At 41.3% G+C, this 22,420-nt stretch carries 16 protein-coding genes; 7 read left to right on the top strand and 9 right to left on the bottom strand.

What is annotated here, in order from left to right; translation table 11 throughout:
- Nucleotides 1–49: 49 nt before the first annotated feature.
- A complete protein-coding gene (locus I6J02_RS01980) occupies nucleotides 50–2,773 on the bottom strand; it encodes a DNA gyrase/topoisomerase IV subunit A (RefSeq protein WP_201680172.1) in 2,724 nt (907 codons plus the stop codon).
- Between the two features lie 263 nt (nucleotides 2,774–3,036).
- On the opposite strand from I6J02_RS01980, the gene I6J02_RS01975 reads away from it, so the two are divergent.
- The 3 genes from I6J02_RS01975 to I6J02_RS01965 are packed head-to-tail and all read left to right on the top strand — an operon-like array spanning nucleotide 3,037 to nucleotide 8,777.
- Entirely contained in the window at nucleotides 3,037–4,185 is a 1,149-nt protein-coding gene (locus I6J02_RS01975; RefSeq protein WP_201680171.1) for an efflux RND transporter periplasmic adaptor subunit, read from the top strand.
- 21 nt (nucleotides 4,186–4,206) lie between these two features.
- Nucleotides 4,207–7,365 (top strand): efflux RND transporter permease subunit, encoded by a 3,159-nt coding sequence (locus tag I6J02_RS01970; protein WP_201680170.1) that lies wholly within the window; start codon nucleotides 4,207–4,209, stop codon nucleotides 7,363–7,365.
- Nucleotides 7,365–8,777: an efflux transporter outer membrane subunit gene (locus tag I6J02_RS01965; protein ID WP_201680169.1), complete on the top strand. Its 1,413-nt coding sequence runs from the start codon at nucleotides 7,365–7,367 to the stop codon at nucleotides 8,775–8,777. The genes I6J02_RS01970 and I6J02_RS01965 overlap by 1 nt, the downstream gene beginning before the upstream one ends.
- 157 nt (nucleotides 8,778–8,934) lie before the next feature.
- On the opposite strand, the gene I6J02_RS01960 is transcribed toward I6J02_RS01965, so the two are convergent.
- The 3 genes from I6J02_RS01960 to I6J02_RS01955 are packed head-to-tail and all read right to left on the bottom strand — an operon-like array spanning nucleotide 8,935 to nucleotide 10,775.
- Nucleotides 8,935–9,690 carry a LytR/AlgR family response regulator transcription factor gene (locus tag I6J02_RS01960; RefSeq protein ID WP_201680168.1) on the bottom strand — a complete coding sequence of 252 codons (756 nt, stop codon included), beginning with the start codon at nucleotides 9,688–9,690 and terminating at the stop codon, nucleotides 8,935–8,937.
- Nucleotides 9,680–9,967, bottom strand: coding sequence for a hypothetical protein (locus I6J02_RS21700; RefSeq protein ID WP_236582256.1), 288 nt, complete (start codon nucleotides 9,965–9,967; stop codon nucleotides 9,680–9,682). The genes I6J02_RS01960 and I6J02_RS21700 overlap by 11 nt, the downstream gene beginning before the upstream one ends.
- Before the next feature lie 28 nt (nucleotides 9,968–9,995).
- Nucleotides 9,996–10,775, bottom strand: coding sequence for a histidine kinase (locus I6J02_RS01955; protein ID WP_236582255.1), 780 nt, complete (start codon nucleotides 10,773–10,775; stop codon nucleotides 9,996–9,998).
- 255 nt (nucleotides 10,776–11,030) lie between these two features.
- Between I6J02_RS01955 and dinB the strand changes: the two genes are divergently transcribed.
- Entirely contained in the window at nucleotides 11,031–12,212 is a 1,182-nt protein-coding gene (gene dinB, locus I6J02_RS01950) for a DNA polymerase IV (RefSeq protein ID WP_201680167.1), read from the top strand.
- Complete coding sequence (locus I6J02_RS01945) at nucleotides 12,212–15,130, top strand: DNA polymerase III subunit alpha (RefSeq protein WP_201680166.1); 2,919 nt, start codon at nucleotides 12,212–12,214, stop codon at nucleotides 15,128–15,130. The genes dinB and I6J02_RS01945 overlap by 1 nt, the downstream gene beginning before the upstream one ends.
- A gap of 35 nt (nucleotides 15,131–15,165) precedes the next feature.
- Here I6J02_RS01945 and I6J02_RS01940 read toward each other — a convergent pair whose 3' ends face one another.
- The 3 genes from I6J02_RS01940 to I6J02_RS01930 are packed head-to-tail and all read right to left on the bottom strand — an operon-like array spanning nucleotide 15,166 to nucleotide 18,335.
- Nucleotides 15,166–16,356, bottom strand: a complete 1,191-nt coding sequence (locus tag I6J02_RS01940; RefSeq protein WP_201680165.1) for an AI-2E family transporter — start codon at nucleotides 16,354–16,356, stop codon at nucleotides 15,166–15,168.
- Nucleotides 16,357–16,395: 39 nt separating this feature from the next.
- Nucleotides 16,396–17,586, bottom strand: a complete 1,191-nt coding sequence (locus tag I6J02_RS01935) for an MFS transporter (RefSeq protein WP_201680164.1) — start codon at nucleotides 17,584–17,586, stop codon at nucleotides 16,396–16,398.
- Nucleotides 17,583–18,335, bottom strand: coding sequence for a TrmH family RNA methyltransferase (locus I6J02_RS01930; RefSeq protein WP_201680163.1), 753 nt, complete (start codon nucleotides 18,333–18,335; stop codon nucleotides 17,583–17,585). Before I6J02_RS01930 ends, I6J02_RS01935 begins: the two co-directional genes overlap by 4 nt.
- Nucleotides 18,336–18,340: 5 nt before the next feature.
- Here I6J02_RS01930 and I6J02_RS01925 point away from each other — a divergent pair, with 5 nt between their 5' ends.
- Entirely contained in the window at nucleotides 18,341–20,689 is a 2,349-nt protein-coding gene (locus tag I6J02_RS01925; protein WP_201680162.1) for a BamA/TamA family outer membrane protein, read from the top strand.
- Here I6J02_RS01925 and I6J02_RS01920 read toward each other — a convergent pair.
- On the bottom strand, nucleotides 20,686–21,165 hold the full coding sequence (locus tag I6J02_RS01920; protein ID WP_236582254.1) for a hypothetical protein: 480 nt from the start codon (nucleotides 21,163–21,165) through the stop codon (nucleotides 20,686–20,688). The genes I6J02_RS01925 and I6J02_RS01920 overlap by 4 nt on opposite strands.
- Before the next feature lie 204 nt (nucleotides 21,166–21,369).
- Here I6J02_RS01920 and I6J02_RS01915 point away from each other — a divergent pair, with 204 nt between their 5' ends.
- Entirely contained in the window at nucleotides 21,370–21,603 is a 234-nt protein-coding gene (locus I6J02_RS01915) for a hypothetical protein (protein WP_002993473.1), read from the top strand.
- Between the two features lie 370 nt (nucleotides 21,604–21,973).
- On the opposite strand, the gene I6J02_RS01910 is transcribed toward I6J02_RS01915, so the two are convergent.
- Nucleotides 21,974–22,387, bottom strand: a complete 414-nt coding sequence (locus I6J02_RS01910; protein ID WP_201680160.1) for a hypothetical protein — start codon at nucleotides 22,385–22,387, stop codon at nucleotides 21,974–21,976.
- Nucleotides 22,388–22,420 lie beyond the last annotated feature (33 nt).

The following is a 22,420-nucleotide window of genomic DNA, read 5'->3' as shown; positions in this document are numbered from 1 at the left end:
TTTAAGAATAGCCCGTTTTGCTTTTTACCGTGTATAGAAAAGATGTACATTAAAATAATCCCATCTGTCCCTTATCATCTATCTGTATATCATCCGGATTTGTAATCTCCAGTTTGATTCCGGAATCCGCAGACGTTCCTTTGTCGTCTGATGCCTCAACATTTCCGGATTCATCTGATTTAGCCTCTTCTCCGGTTGCTTGGGCAACGGCTTCGTTTGCTGCTTTTTCTTTTATTAAAGTCAGATCCTCTTCCGGTGTAATCAGCTCAATTTTCCTGATATTATGGAAGGATAATCTGTTACCCTGAGCTTTGATACCTTTTACATCGATAATCTCAGTAAGAGATTGTTCCAGTACTTCTTCTGTCTGCGATTTTCCTTTGAGGAGCTCCAGTTTGACAACCGGTACAGCAGCATTGGTCAATACGATCAGCTTAGATCCCGGCTCGTCATTGATCAGTGTCATACGTTTACCTATCGGAAGGTCATCGAATGTAAAACGTTTTACATAAGTAGTTCCACTTTTGCCGTCCTGATGAATCGCAGAATATACATGGTCAGGGTAGAACTTCTCAATACGAATCATCTTCTCATCAAAGTGATTACTCAGATCAAAGTTGGACAACTCATATGAGCCGTCTGATAGTACAACCAGTATTTTGTCTTCTCCGTCAAATTCACCCAGATATTTACCTCTTTCATCGACATTCAAACGTTTAAGGATTTCGTCGTACCATATTTTACGTCCTGCCAGTGTCGATACACCAGCGCTTTTGAACGAAATCTTTTTGACGGGATATTTCGATACAATATTCCCCTGAGATGCCCTTCCTTTGATTGCAATTTCAGCCAGATCTAAATCAAATGTCAGCTTACGAAGCTTAGAATGTGGTTTTAACTGTACATTGATTATCTCAGCTTCACCATTAGGGTTAGCCGTGAAATATAATATTTTAGATCCTTTCGATCCTTTCGATACATCATACTCCTTATCACGGGTTACACCTACTACTGCAAATCGTTTTACATAGCTGGTACCTGTCCCACCTTCTTTGTATACCGCATTGTAGATGGTGCGCTCATCTCCTTTTTTGAAGACCGCCACGTGAATAATATCTTTACCAACAAAAACCTTGTCCTGAATCTTTGTGACCACATATTTGCCATCTCCGCGGAATACGATGATATCATCGATATCGGAACAGTCACTTACGAATTCATCTTTTTTCATGCCTGTACCGATAAATCCTTCTTCACGGTTGACATATAATTTAGCATTTGCCAGTGCTACCTGTGTCGCTTCTACCTTATCAAAAGCACGAAGTTCGGTCCGGCGCTCCCGGCCTTTACCATATTTATCACGCAGTCTTTCGAACCAGGCTATGGCATATTCCGTCAGTTGCCGAAGGTGACGTTTTACATTTTTGATTTCTTCCTCCAGTGCTGCCATCTGTTCGTCCGCTTTCTTTACGTCAAAACGGGTAATGCTACTCATCGGTTTGTCGATCAGACGCTTATAATCCTCCGGTTCGATAGGACGGTAGAAGAGGTGGAAAAATGGTGTGAACAGTTCATTCAATACCTGAACAACGGTATCAAAATCCCCGGAGTTTTCATAATCAGGATGCTTGTACATGCCCTCCTGAATAAATATTTTCAATAGGGTGCTGAAGAAAATCTTTTCATGCAGATCATGCAACTTAATCTCCAGCTCCTGTTTCAACAGGTTTTTTGTGTTTTTTGTATTTTCAATGAGTACATCGTTGACACTCATAAAATGAGGTCTGTCGTTTTTGATGACACATGTGTTGGGAGAGATCGAAACTTCGCAGGCTGTGAATGCATACAGAGCGTCTATGGTCACATCCGGAGAAATTCCGGGAGCAAGGTGAACAATGATTTCTACATTTTCGGCTGTATTGTCTTCGATTTTTTTAATCTTGATCTTTCCTTTGTCATTGGCGGCGACGACACTTTCAATAAGACCTCCCGTAGTTGTACCAAACGGGATTTCTGTGATGGCAAGAGTTTTTTTGTCCCGTTCCTCAATTTTGGCACGTACCCGTATTTTACCTCCGCGTTGTCCCTCGTTATAAGCCGAACAATCTGCCATACCTCCTGTAAGGAAATCAGGCAATATATTGGGACGTTCCCCATTCAGGACCTGTATAGAACCATCGATCAGCTCGTTGAAGTTGTGCGGCATGATCTTGGTCGCCAGACCTACTGCGATACCTTCAGCCCCCTGTGCCAGCAGCAATGGAAATTTGACCGGCAATGTGACTGGTTCTTTGTTACGACCGTCATAGCTGAGCTGCCATTCGGTAGTTTCGGGATTGAAAGCAACTTCAATAGCAAACTTCGATAGCCTTCCTTCGATATAACGCGGAGCTGCTGCCGAATCACCTGTAGTCGGATCACCCCAGTTACCCTGACAGTCGATCAGTAAATTTTTTTGACCCAATTGTACCATAGCATCTCCGATAGAAGCATCTCCGTGAGGATGGTACTTCATCGTATTACCTATGACATTGGCCGCCTTATTATACCGTCCGTCATCCATCTCTTTCAGTGAGTGAAGGATGCGTCGCTGCACAGGCTTGAAGCCGTCATTAATATGGGGAACCGCACGATCCAGGATCACATAAGAAGCATAATCCAAAAACCAGTTCTCATATAAACCGGTAATAGGAATCGTATTACTTGTCTGTTCGTTTTCTTGGGGTGTAAGTTCTTCCGGATTATCGTTGTTGTAATTCGTTTCGTCGCTCATTTACGGTACACTAATATCGTTAGACTTATTTGTATGGGTCTGATTTCTCAATCCGGGTAAAAATACAAAACGATTTTGGAATCTCCCAACGCTTCATGCCACTAGCCGTACAAAATAAAAGCGACGGGACAGAAAAGCCCTTTCTGATTCAGAAATCAATGTATTCGGTTCAGATACGATTTTCTACGGTTCAGTAATTTACTCCATTTATTATAGGTACGAACTCCGGTTCTTTGTGCTTGAAAAATTTTAATGATATCACAATGGTAAAGCAGGAATTTATTTTCAGAAGCACTTTTAATCGTTTGATCCCAATCGCTGCACTCGTTTTTATATTAGGCTCTTGTACGGGTAATCAGCAAGAGGAAAACTATGGCGAGCAAGCTGTAGATGCCGATTTTATAACATTAGCAACAGGAACCACCAATCTTATCAAGACTTATCCGGGTACTATTGAAGGAACTGTTAATGTGGATGTGAGAGCACAGGTGTCCGGTTATCTGGAAACTATTTTTGTGCAGGAAGGAGATTATGTCACTAAAGGACAGGCTTTATTCAAAATAAAAGGAGATGTATTCAGTGAACAGGTCAATAATAGTGAGGCATCCTTAAAGGCAGCCATTGCTGCACAGGCGAATGCCAGAATCGAACTTGACAAAATCAGACCACTGGTACAGGGAAAAGTTGTTTCCGAATTACAGCTTCAGACTGCACAGGCGCAGTATGATGCAGCGACCGCACAGGTTGCACAGGCCAAATCGGCCTTGGGATCTTCCCGCATAAACGCAGACTTTGCAGTTATCAAAGCACCTGTGAGTGGTTATATCGGAAGGATTCCAAACAGAGTGGGTAATCTGGTAACACCTACAGATGCTTCTCCGTTAACGACCTTGTCTGAAATCAATAATGTATTTGTCTATTTCTCATTGAGTGAAGCTGAATTTATAGATTTTACAAAAGCCAGAAAGAATGATGAGGGCATGAATACCGTTGAAATCATCATGGCGGATGGTACAGTATACGGGCACAAAGGCAGAGTAGAAGTGGCGAGTGGTAATATCGATCGTGCGACAGGTTCCATTGCGCTGAAAGCTGTATTCCCCAATCCGGAAAAAGTACTTCGCTCAGGCGGTGCAGGCAGAATCGTACTTACCCGAAAGATAGACGAAGCGATAAGTGTACCTATGGCAAGTGTAAAAGATATACAGGATAGATTTTTTGTGTTTGCACTTACAGACAGCAGTAAGGTGGCTATGAGACCTATTGAGATTTCCGGCCGCTCAGGACAAAATTATATTGTCAGATCCGGTGTAAAACCCGGCGATAAAATAGCAGTCAATCGCATAGATATGCTTGCGGAAGGAGTTAAAGTAACTCCTGTTAGTGTTGCAGCAGACTCGTTGGCTCATTAATAATTATTTCAAAAAGTAATCATGTTAAAAAAGATCATAGACAGGCCAGTAATGGCCACCGTAATTTCCGTAGTATTATTGATACTCGGTATTATCGGTTTATTAAGACTGCCCGTTACCCGTTTTCCGGATATTTCTCCACCCACCGTTATGGTGTCAGGAAGCTATCCCGGCGGAAACAGTGAGGCCGTGATCCGTTCGGTGGTGACCCCATTGGAAGAACAGATAAATGGTGTTGAAAATATGGAATACATTAAGTCCAGCGCCAGTAATGACGGATCATTTTCCATTTCTATTATTTTCAAACAGGGTGTTAATGCTGACCAGGCTGCGGTGAATGTACAAAACAGAGTGCAGCAGGCCACACCTATACTTCCTGAAGAGGTGATCCGTATGGGACTTACCACTTCCAAACAGCAAAACAGTATGATCATGATCTTCAACGTATATACCGAAGATAACAGTAAATACGATGAACTCTTTTTGCAAAATTATGTCAATATCAACGTACTTCCCCAGATTAAACGGGTACCGGGGGTAGGACAGGCGCAAGTATTTGGTATCAAGGATTATTCTATGCGCGTATGGCTGAATCCACAAAAAATGGCGGCTTACGGATTGATCCCTGCTGATATCAATCAGGCAATTTCCAGCCAGAGTATAGAAGCTGCTCCCGGAAAATTAGGAGAAGAGTCTGATGCTGCTTTGGAATATGTAATGCGTTACAAAGGTAAAAAGAACCAGACGGAAGAATATGAGAATATTATTGTCAAAAGAAATGGGACAGAGCTTGTAAGGCTGAGAGATGTGGCACGTATAGAATTCGGATCGATCAATTATAGCGGAAATTCAACATCTAACGGTAAAAATGCCGTGACGGTAGCCATTCTGCAGACGACCGGATCCAATGCCAATGATATTGAAATCGGTGTAAGAGATGTGCTTACCGATGCTTCGAAAACATTTCCTCCAGGAGTAAAATATGTGAATCTGATGAGTACAAAAGAGCGCCTGGATGAAGCTACAGGGCAGGTCAAGTCAACACTGATCGAAGCCTTTATACTGGTGTTTCTTGTCGTATTTCTATTTCTTCAGGATTTCAGATCTACTATTATTCCAGCTATTGCGGTACCGGTCGCTATTGTAGGTACATTCTTTTTCCTTCTTGTATTTGGATTTACGATCAATGTACTGACACTCTTTGCTCTGGTGCTCGCCATTGGTATTGTTGTCGATGATGCTATTGTGGTGGTCGAAGCGGTACACAGTAAGATGGAGGGAACTAATCTGACTGGTAAAGAAGCTACGCACAGTGCAATGGGTGAAATTACGGGTGCTGTTATCTCGATCACACTTGTGATGTCCGCAGTATTTATTCCGATTGGATTTATGACCGGTTCATCAGGTATATTTTATAAGCAGTTTGCATATACATTAGCGATTGCAATTATTATATCAGCAGTCAATGCATTGACCCTTACACCCGCCTTATGTGCAATATTGCTGAAAAATAATCATGCAGAAGGACATTCGGAATCAACTGCAAAAGCCGGATTCAAAAAACGATTCTTTACAGCATTTAACGCCGGATTTGATAACCTTACTGGGAAATATATAACAGGTCTGAAATTTCTGACGGCAAAAAAATGGCTGGGTGCAGGATTCATTGTACTTATCACTGCAGTAGCCGGATGGTTAATGATGAGTACGCCAAAAAGTTTTGTTCCGATGGAAGATGATGGATTTATCATCTATAATTTAAGTATGCCCCCGGGAACCGCTTTGGACAGAACCACAGCGACAGCTGAAAGAATAGATGCTATTCTGGAAAAAACAGAATCTGTCGAGACAAGCTCAACGATTACCGGATTTAACATTCTGTCCAATAGTGCCAGTCCGGCATATGCTATGGGATTTATCAAGCTGAAACCTAAAAAAGAGCGTGGTCAGATACAGGATATAGATGAGATCATGGGCATCCTGTCCGGACAATTTGCAGCCATCAAAGAAGGTACAGTAATGGCCTTCAGAAGTCCGCCGGTTGACGGCTACGGTGTTACCGGAGGAGCAGAGATTGTTCTGCAGGACAAAGCTGGCAAATCTCCGGAAGCCCTCAAAAAGATGGCGGATCAGGTCATGGGAGAGATTATGCAACAGCCGGGTGTTCAGTATGCTTACACCACGTTCAGAGCCGATTTTCCACAGTTGGAAATCGAAGTTGACGAAGATAAAGCACAGCAGATGGGCGTACAGATCAATAGCATGATGAGTACGATACAATCTTATTTTGCCGGTGATCAGTCCCTGAATTTTACAAGATTCGGTAAATTCTATAGAGTCAATGTAAAAGCAGATGGCGTATTCAGAATGGACGAAGATGCCTTCAATGAAATATTTGTGCGTAATGACCAGAATCAGATGGTTCCGGTGAAAGCAATGGTAGTACTCAAAAAAGTATATGGTCCGGAATCTTTATCCAGATATAATCTCTTTAATGCACTGACCATTAGTGTCGTTCCTGTGCCGGGAGTAAGTAGCGGACAAGTTATGGACAATCTGGAAAAGAATGTACTCGGTAAACTGCCTTCTGATTATGGATATGAATGGACAGGTCTGAGTCTGGAAGAGAAATCTGCCGGAAATCAAACTGTCATTATTCTGACCCTCTGTCTGCTGTTTGTATATTTCCTGCTGGCAGCCCAATACGAAAGCTATCTTTTGCCACTATCTGTATTGCTATCCATACCTACAGGTATTATAGGAGCCTTTGCTTCCATAAAAGCCATCGGACTGGATAACAATATCTATGTTCAGGTTGGTCTGATTATGTTGGTCGGACTTCTTGCCAAGAATGCTATTCTTATCGTCGAATTTGCTGTGCAAAGGAGAGCTGCGGGATCTTCTATCAAAGATTCTGCTATAGACGGTGCACGATCCAGGTTGAGACCGATAATCATGACATCACTGGCCTTTATAGTGGGAATGATTCCACTGATGGTAGCCACCGGAGGTTCAGCAATGGGTAACCGATCCATCAGTACCGGTGCAGCTATCGGGATGCTGACAGGAGTTATTTTCGGAGTATTCGTAATTCCATTGTTGTATATGCTGTTTCAATATCTGCAGGAAAAAGTTTCAGGGAAAAATAAAACAAACCAACAAGTACAAAATATAGAGTAATGAGATCAATCATCAATCATATCGCCATGTGCATAGGAACAGCAGTGTTGCTATCCTCCTGTGCGGTTGGTAAACCATATAGTCGTCCGGATCTGGCCACACCGGAAAATTACAGAGAACAGGTACAGGTGACAGGAGATACTGTTCTGTTGCCATGGAAGACCTTTTTTAAAGATCCTGATCTTGTCATATTGATAGAAAGGGCATTAGAAAAGAATAAAGATATTTCAGTTGCTATGCTGAATCTGCAACAATTGGATTTATCCTATAAGCAGGCTAAGCGGGGATTGCTGCCAACACTTAATCTTGCTGTAGGAGCATCCCGTGTCTATCAGTCCAGGAATTCCCTGAACGGATCTCTGAGTGAACAGTTTACAGGAGAAAAATACATGGATGATTTTTCTGCAACACTTACAGCATCATGGGAAGCAGATATCTGGGGAAAAGTGCGCCTGCAGAAAGAAGCTGCCAGAGCAAATTATCTGATGCAGCAGGAAAACCTGACCGCACTGAAAACCCGTATTATCGTGCAAGTTGCGCAAGCCTACTATAATCTGATCACATTAGATGAACAGCTGAAAATTGCAGCAAATAATATCGAGCTCAGTGAGGAGACATTGCAGATGATCAGACTTCAGTTTCAATCTGCCCAGGTCAACTCATTAGGAGTAGAACAGGCCGAAGCACAGAAAAAAAACGCTGAGTTACTGGTTCCTTTAGCCAAACAGAATATCGCCATACAGGAAAATGCGTTGAGTATTCTGTGCGGTGCATATCCGGATCGGATTGACCGTTCTGCAGGATTGGAAACATACAGCCTTGAAGAGAATTTTCCGGTAGGTGTACCTGCACTGCTATTAAGCAGAAGACCTGATCTGAAAGTAGCAGAATATGCTGTCGTAGTGGCAAATGCCAATGTAGGATTGAACAAAGTAGCGATGTATCCTTCCATCAGTCTCACTCCTTCCATCGGAGCCAACTCCTTCAAGTTTAATAACTGGTTTGACCTTCCGGGATCATTGGTGAAGAATATTGCCGGAAATATTACGCAACCTATATTTCAGAAGAAAGAACTTCAAACAAACTACGAGCAGGCAAAAATAGAACAGCAGAAAACAGCCGAACAATTTCGCCAGTCTGTCATGAATGCTGTAGCTGAAGTATCAGATGCTATGGCCAAAGCACAATATACAAACGAACGTGTAGGTCTGGTAAAACAACGGAAAGCCTCTTTGGAAAAGGCCGTAAACGATGCAATGCTGTTATACAAAAGTGGTATGGCAACCTACCTGGAAGTCATTACGGCACAGAATAATTCCTTACAGAACGATCTGGAAGCAATCAATATACAGAAAGAAAAATATGATGCCATGACAGAGCTATACAGAGCATTGGGTGGTGGTACAGAATAAATTTTAGTGGGTGTTTATATTAGGGATCGGCTCTTTTTCGGAGCCGGTCTTATTTGTATATTACTCAATATCCTGATGCAATAGGAAAGTAGAGTAAAGACAATTCCCTGAATGCAACAGAAAAGAACAAATCTTGTTCTTCCGGAGATTGACACCATTAAGAGTCAAGCCATTCTTTGAATACGACAGCCTTTTCCCGGCTAACGATAACCTCCATATCGATACCGTTTAATATCACTTTAAGTTTACCGTTGAAGTAATTGACCACTTGCTGTACAGCATCAATATGGACAATAAACTGCCGGTTGGCTCTGAAAAACAGACGGGGATCAAGCTGTTGCTCCAGCTCCTCCATACTTTGCGAGAGTAAAATATCCGTTCCGTTTCGGAGACGGGCCTTTATCGCTTTCAGTTCCACATAGATACATTTGACGTCACTTACCAATACTGTTTTGTAGCCATCTCGGAAGGGAAGTAAAAATCTTGTTCTGTATTCTTTTGGCTGGATATAATGTAATAAGCGTTCTATCGAAAGATGGTTGGTATTGATGGAATTATACATTTCTGTTTTCCTGAAAGCTACTTCAAGTTCCTCCTGTTCGATTGGTTTGAGCAGGTAATCAACACTGTTATATTTAAAAGCCTGGACGGCATATTCATCATAAGCAGTAGTGAAGATAATGAAGCAATCGATCTTCACCCGTTCAAAAATATCAAAGCTCACACCGTCAGACAGCCGGATGTCCATCATCACCAGATCCGGCATTCCGTTTTTAGAAAACCAGACTACCGCATCACTTACACTGTCCAATACGGCCAATACACAGGCATCGGGTCGTATGGTATGGATCAAACGCTTAAGGCGATCTGCATTGAGTTTTTCGTCTTCGACTATTACTATCTTATCGATCATACTCCATTAAATGAATAATTACTTTAAATGAATCCGTACTCGTCACAATTTCGGGAGGCTGTTTGGACAGAAGATTAAATCGGCTGATAATATTAGTCAGTCCTATACCTGTCGAATACCCTTCAGGTTTTTCTATCAGTGATAAGGTGTTTTCTACCGTTAATATATGTTGTGTACTTGTACGGATTGTTATTCTGAGCGGATTTTTACGATCCGTTTTATTATGCTTCAGGGCATTTTCTATAAGCAACTGGAGGGTGAGCGGCGGGATATACATGTTTTTACTCTCTTCCTGGACGTCGATTTCAAAGTGCACCCCCTGTCCGATACGATGTTTGATCAGGAAAATATAAGAGTTCAGAATTGACCAGCAGAAAACGATATACTTTGGAAAAACTCTCTGAATACGCATATCCGAGTTGTTGATCTTCCAGTATAAGCTCGGAGAGTACACTCAGATTATTGAAGATAAAATGTGGGTTCAGCTGTAGTTTCAAGGCATTAAGTTCTGCTTCTACAGAAGCCTGTTTCCATTCCGCTGTGCGCAATTTATGATTTGCGACCTGTGTCTCCGTGTTTACCCAGTTGTTGATCAGATAACTTCCTGTATTGATGGAGATAATCATAAAGGAAATAATCATACTGACAATAATAAACTGCAGCAGGTTTCGGATTTCTTCTATAGACGGCTCGGACTGAGAGTAGGCCGGATCATCATAGATCAGGTAATAGCATACCGAATTCAGAACAATGAGAATCAGTACAACAAAAAAATTGAGACTGAGTTCCAGTATCAGTCTTTTTATTTTGTTTTTTGTCCACGGAGCATATTTATTCAGACGCGAATGGATAAAAATACTGGATTCGGAGATCAGAAAGCAAAAGATAAAGGAAATAACTAATTCTTCAATAATTTCGAATACACCCCGTTTAAAATAACCCTGCCAGAACTCGGAATAAGGGTCTATAAGAAAAGAAACCAGATAAAATAACAGGAAGGCGAAAACAACCAATAAGATTCTTTTAACCTTATTTGTAGGAAGTTTTTTCTCTGTAATGATCACCTCTTTATTGTATGCTGTCAAACTTGAAAAAATTAGCGTATGAGCAATACGATATATATATTGTAAGATACAAAATTGGGCTTTATTCTTTAAATAGCACATGTTTTTTAACTAAACCCTCAAATTTTATTTCTGAACAGGAATAAACAGCCGGTGAAACGGAGTATAATTATTTGGCCGATCTGAACAATCAAATATTTAATTCGATTAAAAATCTAAAAATATTAGTTTTAAAACTAAAAATATTAGTAATTTTGATTGTTTTTAAAACTACTTATGATTTGGCAGGGAGATAAGCGTTTTGTAGCGCATCTTGATCTGGATACATTTTTTGTGAGTGTAGAACGGTTGAAGAATACGCAATTTGTGGGAAAGCCCTTGATTGTCGGGGGAATGAGTGATCGTGCTGTCGTATCCGCATGTAGTTATGAAACGCGGTTATATGGCGTGCATAGTGCTATGCCAATGAAACTTGCCCTGCGCCTTTGTCCTCAGGCCATTGTGATTCGCGGAGATATGGACAGCTACAGTTATTATTCCCGGATGGTGACCGATGTAGTGCGGGAATATGTTCCGGTTATGGAAAAGGCAAGTATAGATGAATTTTATGCAGACCTCACCGGAGTAGATCGTTTTTTTGGTTGCAGTCAGTTTATGGCAGAGCTCAAGCAGAAGGTAAGAAAAGAAGTGGGACTTCCGATCAGTTATGCTTTAGCTTCCAATAAACTTATATCCAAAGTAGCAACGGAAGATGCCAAACCTGACGGAAAGCGGGAAGTAGAACATGGACTTGAAAAGGATTACCTCGCTCCGCTCCGGATAGAACGAATGCCAGGTATAGGTAACAAAACTTCCGGATTACTGCATCAGATGGGCGTTCGTACCATCAAGGTCTTGAGTGAAATTCCTATTCCCATGATGCAGAATCTTCTGGGGAAGAACGGGGCAGATCTCTCCCGTAAAGCCAACGGGATCGATTTTACACCTATTGTTCCATATTCTGAACAAAAAAGTATAGGTACCGAAGAGACTTTTGAACAAGATACCATTGATATTTATTATCTGAAGAGCGAACTCATCCGAATGACGGAGAGAATGACGTTTCAGTTGCGGCAGCATCGCCGTCTTACAGGTTGCATTACCATTAAGCTTCGTTATTCCAATTTTGATACCGTGAGCAAACAAATGGTTATTCCCTATACTGCTTCAGATGCAGTATTGTTGGCCAAAGCCAAAGAACTTTTTGCGAAACTGTACGACAAGCGGCTATTGGTGCGGCTGCTTGGCGTACGTTTCAGCCATTTGGTACAGGGACAGTATCAGATTGATTTGTTTGAAGATACAGTGGAGAGTGTACGACTCTATCAGGCAATGGATCATATCCGGCAACGCTATGGAGACGCGGTTGTCAAACGTGCAATATCAGTCCCCAAACCACCGGAAAAGGAGAGAAATTAATGTATTTGAATTGTAAAACATGGTTTAGTTACCATTACGGTACTTTTTCTTCCAAACAATTGGTGGAAGATGCAAAGGCACTGGATATACGTACACTGGCGCTGACGAATATCAATAACACGGCAGATAGCTGGGATTTTGTGTTAAAATGCCGGGAACAGGGAATCAAACCTATTCTGGGTACAGAAATCCGTAATGATCATGTATTCTGTTATATCCTATTAGCGCGTAATGAAACAGGTTTTTTTCAGATCAATGAGTTTTTATCTGCATACAATCAGCGTAAGGAAAACTTCCCGGCAGAACCTGAACTGTCAACCGAACATCTCTGGATTATTTACCGGTATGGACAGAAGTCCGTCAACGCACTTCGCCAAGGAGAGCTGATTGGTCTGCGTCCACAGGATCTGAATCGTTTGGAACTCCAACAGGAACTTGCTGCAGACCGTTTCGTGATGTTGAGTCCGGTAACATTTCAGGACAAGACTTACTTCAGTCTGCATCGCCTGTTGCGTGCAATAGCTAAAAATACGCTGTTATCTAAGCTTCTTCCCGAAGATATAGCCGGAAATGATGAAACACTGCTGTCCGAAGTGGAATTGGTGCGTCAGTTTGCCCGCTTTCCTACAGTGATCTCCCGAACGATACAGGTTGCAGATAGCTGTCATATCACAATGGAGCTGAAGACTGATAAGAACCGAAAATATTTTACCACTACAGAAGAAGATGATCGTCATCTGTTGCGTAAACTGGCGATGGAAGGTTGCGTTATGCGTTATGGTACAGAACATAAGGAGGCTGTCGAACGTGTAGAAAAGGAACTAAAGATGATCGGTAAACAGGGCTTTAATGCCTATTTTCTGATTATATGGGATATATTGCGGTATGCACATGAACGCGGATTTTATCATGTAGGTAGGGGGAGCGGAGCTAATTCTATTGTCGCTTATTGCCTGCGGATCACAGATGTCGATCCGATCAAACTGGATCTGTATTTTGAACGCTTTCTTAATCCCGACCGGAGCTCACCCCCGGACTTTGATATTGATTTCAGCTGGAAAGACCGGGATGCGATCTTTGATTATATGTTCAAAAGGTACGGCCGGCAGCACGTATCACTACTGGGGATGTACAGCACCTTTAAACGGCGTGCTATTATCCGGGAACTGGGCAAAGTATTCGGATTACCAAAGGCAGAGATCGATCAGCTTGTTGCACAGCGCGAATGGCGAACGGAAGATAAAATACAGCGCTGGATACATAAGTACGGCAAATTGCTCGAACACTTCCCCAACCACCTGAGCGTACATGCCGGCGGCGTACTCATCAGTGAAAAACCTATCTGCCATTATGCTGCTGTAGAACTTCCGCCCAAAGATTTTCAGACGATCCACATGGATATGTTTGAAGCCGAACGTGTCGGGTTATTCAAATTCGATATATTAAGCCAGAGAGGATTGGGCCATATCAAAGATGCTTTGCAACTGGTCAGAGAAAATACGGGAAAACATATCGATATTCATCAGGTGGAGCGTTTTTTTGAAGATCCGGTACTGGCAGAGAAGATCCGCTGCGGAGATACAATCGGCTGTTTCTATATCGAAAGTCCGGCAATGAGGCAACTGCTGGGGAAGCTGCAATGCTCTGATTATCTTACGCTGGTCGCTGCCAGTTCCATTATCAGGCCGGGAGTGGCGCAGTCCGGAATGATGAAACAGTATATAGAACGTTATCATGACCGCGATAAGGTTGTCTATCTTCATCCGAAGATGAAAGAACTGCTGGAGGAGACATTTGGCGTGATGGTTTATCAGGAAGATGTTATCAAAGTTGCACATCATTTTGCGGGTATTTCTCTGGATCAGGCTGATATTCTGCGGAGAGCAATGAGCGGTAAATACCGTTCTGAAAATAAATTTGAAAAGCTGCGGCAGACCTTTTTTGATAATTGCCGGGAAAGGGGATATGAAGAGCAGGTGACCAGCGAGGTGTGGCGGCAGATGGAAAGTTTCGGCGGATATTCTTTCGCCAAAGGGCATAGTGCATCTTTTGCCGTAGAAAGTTATCAAAGTCTATTTCTGAAGACCTATTATCCACGGGAATTTTACGTAGCCGTGATCAATAACTTTGGAGGATTTTACCGGACGGAATTTTACTTTCAGGAACTTTTTAAGACAGGTGCTCATGTACAGCTTCCTTGCATCAATCACAGTCATTACTATACCAATATAGTGAACGATACGGTATACGTTGGATTGATCCACTTACAAGGACTGGAAGAGAAATTTGCACATAATATCATTGCCGAACGCAGAAAAAACGGTATATATCTGGATCTGAATGATTTTATTGCCCGGTTGTCACCGGGTATGGAACAGTTGAATCTGCTGATTCGTATTGATGCATTTCGCTTTACCGGAAAGAATAAAAAGGCCCTTTTGTGGGAAGCTAATTTTATGACGACCCGTCAGCAAATTCTGGAAGTATCCCTTTTTGAAACTCCTGTGCTCGATTTTAAATTACCCGAGTTCGAAGAGGAGCCTATGGAAGATTATAAAGATCAGCTGGAATTAATGGGATTTATCGTTGGCGATTTTTTCGATCTGCTGGATCCGAAATATTTGGTTGATACAGTCCATGTGAGAGATCTGGTACATTTATTAGATAAAGAAGTCTGTATGATAGGCCGCCTTGTAACGATTAAGGAAACATCGACGATCCGTAAGGAGAGGATGGTTTTCGGAACTTTTCTCGACTGTAATGCTGATTGGCTGGATACAGTACATTTTCCCGTGACATTACAATATTATCCTTTTCTCGGTAACGGATTCTATCAACTGACGGGTAAGGTTGTGGAAGAGTTTGGGGTATATTCGCTGGAGGTAAGCCGAATGAAGAAAATAGGCTATCGTTTTTAAATTGCATGGAGCCTGAGCCCCATGCAATTTAAATCTTATAAATTCTCTGTATTCTTATCGTCTTTGGGATTTGGGCTTTCCGCAACTTTTTTCTTTTTCAACCTTGACGGACGTACAATACCCCATTTAGTAAGCAGTTCCTGTGTTGAATTACGTTTGAGATGCCCTTTGTCCGGTTCTCCGATAAGGAAACCGATCGCCTGCATAGAAGGTATAGCGTCAAATATTACTTTCAGTGCAGCGGTCATCGGTAATGCCAGAATCAAACCTGCCAATCCGAAGATCATACCTCCGATAAGAATAGCGATAATAGCCATCAATGGATTAATACTCACTTTGCCTCCCACAATATTTGGTGTAATAATATTTCCTTCCAGAAACTGTACCACCTGAAACCAGGCTATGACACCAATAGCATACCAGGCACTGTCTTTTGTCGCCAATGCGAACAGAGCAGGCAGAATAGATCCGATAGCGATACCGATATAAGGAAGGAGCATCAGAAACGAAGCTAAGGATCCAAAAAACCAGGCATATTCTATTCCCATAATCATCAATCCTACTGTGTTCAGTACAGCCACTATACCCATAACGGTGACCAATCCTAAAAAGTAGCTTTGGATCACTTCGTAGATTCTGTTGAGTACCCCGTGTACTTTCTGATTTTCCGTGTTTGGAAAAGCTTTAAAGAAAAACTCCTTGAAAAAATCACGGTAATATAACAGGAAAAAGATAAAGATAGGTACCAGAACCAGTCCTGCAAGTGTGCTCCCTATAGAACCAAATGCGGTAGATAAGTAACCACCAACATTATTTAGCATTTTGTTACTCTGTTCCTGAAATTGAGCAGCCATCTCACTGCGTTGCACACCAAAGCGACCTTCCACCCAGGTCTGGAAACTCTCCACCACAGACATAACCTTTTTCGTAATATCAGTCGCATCTTTACCAATAATGATACTTTCGTGAACAATAAACCAGATGAGGCCTCCGATGATCAGTATTGCGATAATGACAGATACAATAGCTGCAAGAGAACGTGCAAAATGAAGCTTTCTCTCTAAAAAGTTAGCAATAGGAAAGAGCGTAATCGAAATAATAATAGAAAATAACAACGGAACCAACACGCTTTGAGTGACATACATCAGTGCAATGATCAGCACAAGAGCAAAGAGACTTGAAGACAGACCGAGGGAATAAGGTTGTGAGCTTTTCTTTTCTTCCATATAGATTAGTATGATTTGTGATTTTGTTATCTAATAACATTAGATATGCCCTGTAGGTTTTGTCTTTTTTGATTTTTCCCACCAAAACATATACGCCAATGCTACAAATAGGATGCCTGAATTGATAAGCATGATCTGAGGAATTCTGGAGATAATATCCTGATAGAAAAATCCGGCACATAATGCACCTAATCCAATGCCCGCTTCCAGTGCAATATACATGGTCGCTACAGCACGTCCCCGTTGTTGCGGATGGCTCAGGTCAATTGTCCACGCATTTACTGCCGGAGACAGAATACCGGTACCGATGCCATACACACTTGCTCCAAGCATAAGCCGGAAGAAAGAATCACCTTCGCTGATCAGATACAGCGATAATGCAACGATAACCAGGCCGACCATAATAACTTTAGTACGTCCGTATCTGTCAGAGACTTTACCCGAAATAAAGCGGATCAGTATAGAGGTAATGGTATAAGCCGTAAAGAAAACACCTTTATTGCTCAGCCCCAGATGTTCACTCCAGTCCGGGATAAGCGTCAGGATCACGCCATAGGCAGAATAAGACAGAAAAGTAACAATACCTGCCGGTAAAGCTCCGATGTCAATAATATCCGAACGGGATATTTTGAACATGGAGATATGCAGTTTTTGCTTTGTTTTCAGCGTCTCCTTCATATTGATTACAATAACAATAGATAGCAATGCAAATACAGAAGAACTGTAAAACATGGTATTGATGCCATAAGATTGGAATATGGCACTCCCTATTGCAGGACCAATCGCACCCCCGATACTGAAACAAAGTCCGTGTAATCCTAAAGCTTCACCCCAGCGTTCACGGGGAATAATATCCGCTACATAAGCCGAAGTTGCTGTGGGTTTGAACCCTGTAGAAAATCCATGGATCAGCCGTAACATCAAAAATCCGGACACGGAAGTCAGTACGGGATAGAGAAAACCACAGAAAAAACAAACAACAGAGCCGACAGCCATAATGGGCACACGCCCCCACTGATCGGTAAGCTTTCCGCTGAAAGGTCTGGATATACCAGCCGTAAGTGTAAATAATGCTATAATAAGTCCCTTATATTCTGCTCCACCCATATTGCTCAGGTAATTAGGCAATTCGGGTATAATCATATTAAAACTCGAGGAGAAGAGCAGAGAACTAAGACATAAAAGTGCAAATTGTAACGTGTAGATAGATTTTTGAGGAGACTCCGTCATTTTATAAAATTCATTCTCGCAATTTCATTGCAAAATATAGTGGTTGCCACTGCTACATTGAGCGATTCAGCTTGTCCTGTCCGCGGTATAGTGACAGGATGATCTATAAGATCCAATAGTTTTTCACTGATGCCGTTGCCCTCATTTCCCATAAGAATCAGTCCCTCTTTGCCCCATTGGGTTTCATAGATCGAAGAACCGTTCAGTAATGCCCCAAAAACAGGCAAGCGGACTTCACGAATAAAAGATTCCAGATCAGTGTAGTGAATGTGAGTCCGCGAAAGTGAACCCATGGTGGCCTGTACTACCTTAGGGTTATAGGCGTCTACTGTGCCTGCTGAACATACAATATGCTTAAATCCAAACCATTCAGCAGTACGGATAATCGTACCCAGATTACCCGGATCCTGTACATCATCCAATACCAGTGTAAACTGATTGGAAAAATCCAGCTGCTCAGGTGTTTTATTCTCCGGTAAGGTGACCAGTGCTAATATTCCCTGTGGCGATTTGAGTTGGCTGATTTTTGAGAATTCGTTATCAGTCAGTTCATAAGATTTTATATTTTGCGGTATTTTAACCACTTTTGTAGTCACATTTGCTGTGTAAAACAGTGCATGGACGTCATATGCTGAAGATAAAAACTCGGTTACGGATTTTATTCCTTCTACAACAAACAGGCCATGCTGCTTACGGAACTTTTTGTGCTGTAGAGATGTAATAAGACTGATTTGCGCTTTTGATAACATTTTTAATGATTAAACAAACGACCCTTTTCGCATTTGCAAGTATAATGCTTTTGTTGTTAATTTTTACATCCTGCCGTTCAACAAAATACCTCGAAGACGATCATGCTTTGGTGACAAATGTAAGTGTCTCCGGTGTAAATGCCAGTCTGAAGGAACAATCTTCCCTTTATATTTCAAGTGAACTAAGACCAAATTCCAGAGTCAACCTGTTTATCTATAACGTATTCAATACCAAAGATGGCAGATACAAGAAAGCCGATATAAAAAATGTAGGAGAGGCTCCCAGTATTCTGGATTCAGCTCTGGTAGAACTTTCAGGACAACAGATACAGCGTTTCTTGCAGACTAAAGGGTATTTTAATGCAAAGGTACAACCTGAAGTGAAGATTGCAAAAAAGAGAGCACATATAGATTTTAAAGTAGAACCCGGAATACCTTATAAGATCAGAACCAAAACCTATACATTCGAAGATCCTAAGGTAAAAGAACTCTATGAATCGAAACTGAGTAGCAGTTCACCTGTCAAAGAAGGAGATATCTACGATGCAGGTAAACTATTGACAGAACGGGAACAGTTGTTTATCCTGATGAAAAATCAGGGTTACTACGACTACCTTCGTCAATATATGCGGGTAGGGGTTGACTCCAGTCTGCGCAATTATCAGACAGACCTTAAGATTGCCATCGAAAATCCTCCGCAACTGCAGGAGCATCCGGTTTATGAAATTAATAAGACTTCACTGAAGATCCGAAATCTGAACAATGTAGCGGGGAAAAGAGCAAAAAATTATGTGGATACCAGCTTTAATATCCATTTTCAGGATCAGACGGGTAATTTCAGACTCAAACCTATCGCCCGCTATATGTTTGTACGCTCGGGAGAAAAATACGATTTGAGTAAGGAAAATCTTTCCTATGACAGATTGTACGAAATGAACGGATTCAGAAGTGTTAAGATACAGTATGAAAAGGTAGATTCCAATAAACTGAATGTAAGTTACGAACTTATTCCCCGCCCGATCATGGGTAATCAGATTGAAGGTGAATATACGTTTGGGTCCGGTATGAGCGGATTTAATATAGCCAATACCTTCTCTCACCGGAATATTTTCGGAGGAGCAGAACAACTGGAAGTCAAGTTGCGTTATGGTGTATTGTTTGATCCCCGTATCAAAGGTGGGTTAGCCAATAAAATTTTCAATAATGACTTTCAGATTGGTGCTAATCTGTCCTTTCCCCGTTTGATGGTGCCATTTGGTATTTTTAACAGTATAGGAAAATATGGATTGCCCCGAACGACATTCTCTTCCAATCTGCAAATCTTTAATCAGGATAATACCTATTCCAACCGCTATCTGACGAACACATTGAACTATACCTGGTTTGAAACAGCTAATAAACAGCATAGTTTTACGCCTATCGTTTTAGAGTATCGCGTAGGGCGCCTGAATGAAGCGTTCAAACAACAGCTGATAAACGAAGGTTTTTTATTATATGTACAAAGTAATGATCGCCAGTATTTTGGTTTGGGATCTCAGTATGCTTACACACTGAATGCACCAAAACTACTGAAACTCGAAAATTTCAGTTATTTCCGGGGAGCCTTAGACCTGAGTGGTAATATACTCGGATTAGCCAGCAAATTGTTTAGCTTTCCGGAGAATGACGGACAGCGCACCCTTTTCAAAGTTCCGTATCTGCAATATGCCAAAATAGAACTGGATTACCGTCTTTACAGACATCTCGGGGGGAACCGTCAGTTTATATTCCGTATCAATCCGGGAATAGCTGTTCCTTATGGCAACAATTCCAGTTTGTTGATTTTCGAAAAGAATTTTTACAGTGGAGGAATGAATGGTATACGGGCATGGCAGGCACGTACACTCGGACCTGGTAATTACAATAGGGAAGGGCTTACCGAAGACCTCCGCCTGAGATTACGTAATCTGGATCAGCTGGGAGAAATAAAACTTGAAGGAAATGCCGAATATAGATTCCGGATATTAAACAAGCTTCTGGGAGCAAAACTGAATGGAGCAACCTTTGTGGATTTTGGTAATATATGGCGATTGAAAGAGAACGAGCAGAATCCGGGAGGTGAATTCAAATTCAATAAATTCTTAGGCCAGATGGCAATTGGTTCAGGATTCGGATTACGTTTTGATTCCGACTACTTTGTCATCCGGATTGATGCTGGTGTCAAAGTCAAGGATCCGCAGTTTCAGGGCAGCGAGCAGTGGGTTATCCAACATCTGTTTAATCAAAAGGAATTCAAAGATGCTTTCAATGCCACACATGCACCAGACCGTTATAATTTTGTACAATATAATTTCGGGATAGGTTTCCCTTTTTAGAAGAAGCTCTTAATTCCTATAAATATACTCTCCAGAAGATTGGAAACACTAAGTCCCTGTGAATAATTGAAGAACACATAGACCAGAGCCAGAATAACAGCTGTCATCAGAAAACGGCGAAAAGTATAAGCGATCAGTAAGATGACACAAGGTACAACAAGCAGAATCAGCCCACTGATCTTAATAGGATTCAGTCCTTTGTCTGATTTGAAAATATAATATAACTTCCCCAGTGAATGTTCCTGGTTTTTATGCTTAAAGAATACAAAAGTTGAAGATTCAATTGTATTGGTCGCTACAGCTACACCATTGTGAAAAATAAGGTCTTGTTTAAGTCCGTTTAAGCTAAAACTATAAGTGCCGTTGATATGCTCATTAGCCTGCTCAGCGGTATCCAATGCTACTATCGCCAGTTTTCCATTCTGAGTCAGATTTTCTTTTATCGTAAAGTTTTCGATAGTATTTTGTTGCGCCACAGCAAGAAACGGCAACACAAATAATAGACAAATGATCAGGTACCTCTGCATAATACTTTATTTCCCTGCAATAATAGATAAAATCATTCATTTTTATAAATCATATTCAGGAAGCGCATAAAATGCTGACTATTTTGGAAATAAATTTTTTGTTTACTGCTATACTTTGTACATTTGTGCCGTAACATTCATTCAAATACAAACATGGAAAATACAGCAGCGCAAAGACAGCCGAAAAAGACAGATAATAACGCTAACCGTACAGAATATTATGTAACGTTAACAGTTGCTATTGTTATTGGTCTTGCAGGAGTATTTGTAAGATTTATTCAGGATTCATTTCTTTTTTCGGCTATTGCAAATATTTTGTTGATCATTGCGTCTGTTATCGCTTTCAAAACGGTTTTTTCAATCTTAGGATTCGGAAGCAAGAAATAAGTAAAAAAGAAACTTTAAAATATAAAAATCCTGTCGCTCAACCGACGGGATTTTTTTGTGCCTGATATTAAAGAAAATGGATAAGTGTAGCATCACAAAATACAAAGACAGCGCATCAGTTGGTGTCCCTCAATCACATCATATATATTAAAGCAGATTGATAGGTGTAGCATCAGCACTATGCAGATATGGCGTCAGTTGGCATTCCTTAATCACATAACATATATTGAAGAAGATGAATAAGTGTAGCATCATAAAATACAAAGACAGCGCGTCAGTTGGCGTCCCCGCCAACTGTCTCTCTGACCCAAAAAGTAAGGCCTGCATATGAAATATGCAGGCCTTACTTGTATATATGGAATATATGGGACTAAACGAAAAATGACCAGGTAGACCATGGAATACGTGAAAGGATAAAGATAAGACCTAAGATAAAGAAGATCAATACCGTTTTATTTGCCTTTTTAGCATCCGTGATTCTTTTAGCTTTTGAATATCCGATAGTGATCAAGACGATCGCGATAATCATCGTCAACGGATGTTCGATAATTTTGAATCTCAAAGTAGGATCTTTCATCACACTTCCAGAGATCATAGAAGGGTATTTTAAGACAAAGAATAGTACTAGACCTACAACTAATTGTAAGTGAGCAGAAATTAGTCCTATCAGCGCAATTTTACGATTGTAAGGCTTGTTGCCGGCAAAGTTGGCCAACGTAATGATTATCGATACCACCAATGCAAGTAGTAGGACAATCGCTAATGTTGAATGTAAGTGTAGCATATGAGTTCTCTTTTTTAATGTTCGGTCACAAAC

This window comes from Sphingobacterium spiritivorum (assembly GCF_016725325.1).
Taxonomy (GTDB): domain Bacteria; phylum Bacteroidota; class Bacteroidia; order Sphingobacteriales; family Sphingobacteriaceae; genus Sphingobacterium.
Note: the sequence above shows the minus strand (reverse complement) of the source record. Positions and strands in the feature narration are given on the sequence as shown.

What these genes read in the sequence shown, in the direction of transcription:
- I6J02_RS01980 (WP_201680172.1), bottom strand. Translation starts at nt 2,773, where the DNA reads ATGAGCGACGAAACGAATTACAACAACGATAATCCGGAAGAACTTACA.
- I6J02_RS01975 (WP_201680171.1), top strand. Translation starts at nt 3,037, where the DNA reads ATGGTAAAGCAGGAATTTATTTTCAGAAGCACTTTTAATCGTTTGATC.
- I6J02_RS01970 (WP_201680170.1), top strand. Translation starts at nt 4,207, where the DNA reads ATGTTAAAAAAGATCATAGACAGGCCAGTAATGGCCACCGTAATTTCC.
- I6J02_RS01965 (WP_201680169.1), top strand. Translation starts at nt 7,365, where the DNA reads ATGAGATCAATCATCAATCATATCGCCATGTGCATAGGAACAGCAGTG.
- I6J02_RS01960 (WP_201680168.1), bottom strand. Translation starts at nt 9,690, where the DNA reads ATGATCGATAAGATAGTAATAGTCGAAGACGAAAAACTCAATGCAGAT.
- I6J02_RS21700 (WP_236582256.1), bottom strand. Translation starts at nt 9,967, where the DNA reads ATGTATATCCCGCCGCTCACCCTCCAGTTGCTTATAGAAAATGCCCTG.
- dinB (WP_201680167.1), top strand. Translation starts at nt 11,031, where the DNA reads ATGATTTGGCAGGGAGATAAGCGTTTTGTAGCGCATCTTGATCTGGAT.
- I6J02_RS01945 (WP_201680166.1), top strand. Translation starts at nt 12,212, where the DNA reads ATGTATTTGAATTGTAAAACATGGTTTAGTTACCATTACGGTACTTTT.
- I6J02_RS01940 (WP_201680165.1), bottom strand. Translation starts at nt 16,356, where the DNA reads ATGGAAGAAAAGAAAAGCTCACAACCTTATTCCCTCGGTCTGTCTTCA.
- I6J02_RS01935 (WP_201680164.1), bottom strand. Translation starts at nt 17,586, where the DNA reads ATGACGGAGTCTCCTCAAAAATCTATCTACACGTTACAATTTGCACTT.
- I6J02_RS01930 (WP_201680163.1), bottom strand. Translation starts at nt 18,335, where the DNA reads ATGTTATCAAAAGCGCAAATCAGTCTTATTACATCTCTACAGCACAAA.
- I6J02_RS01925 (WP_201680162.1), top strand. Translation starts at nt 18,341, where the DNA reads ATGATTAAACAAACGACCCTTTTCGCATTTGCAAGTATAATGCTTTTG.
- I6J02_RS01915 (WP_002993473.1), top strand. Translation starts at nt 21,370, where the DNA reads ATGGAAAATACAGCAGCGCAAAGACAGCCGAAAAAGACAGATAATAAC.
- I6J02_RS01910 (WP_201680160.1), bottom strand. Translation starts at nt 22,387, where the DNA reads ATGCTACACTTACATTCAACATTAGCGATTGTCCTACTACTTGCATTG.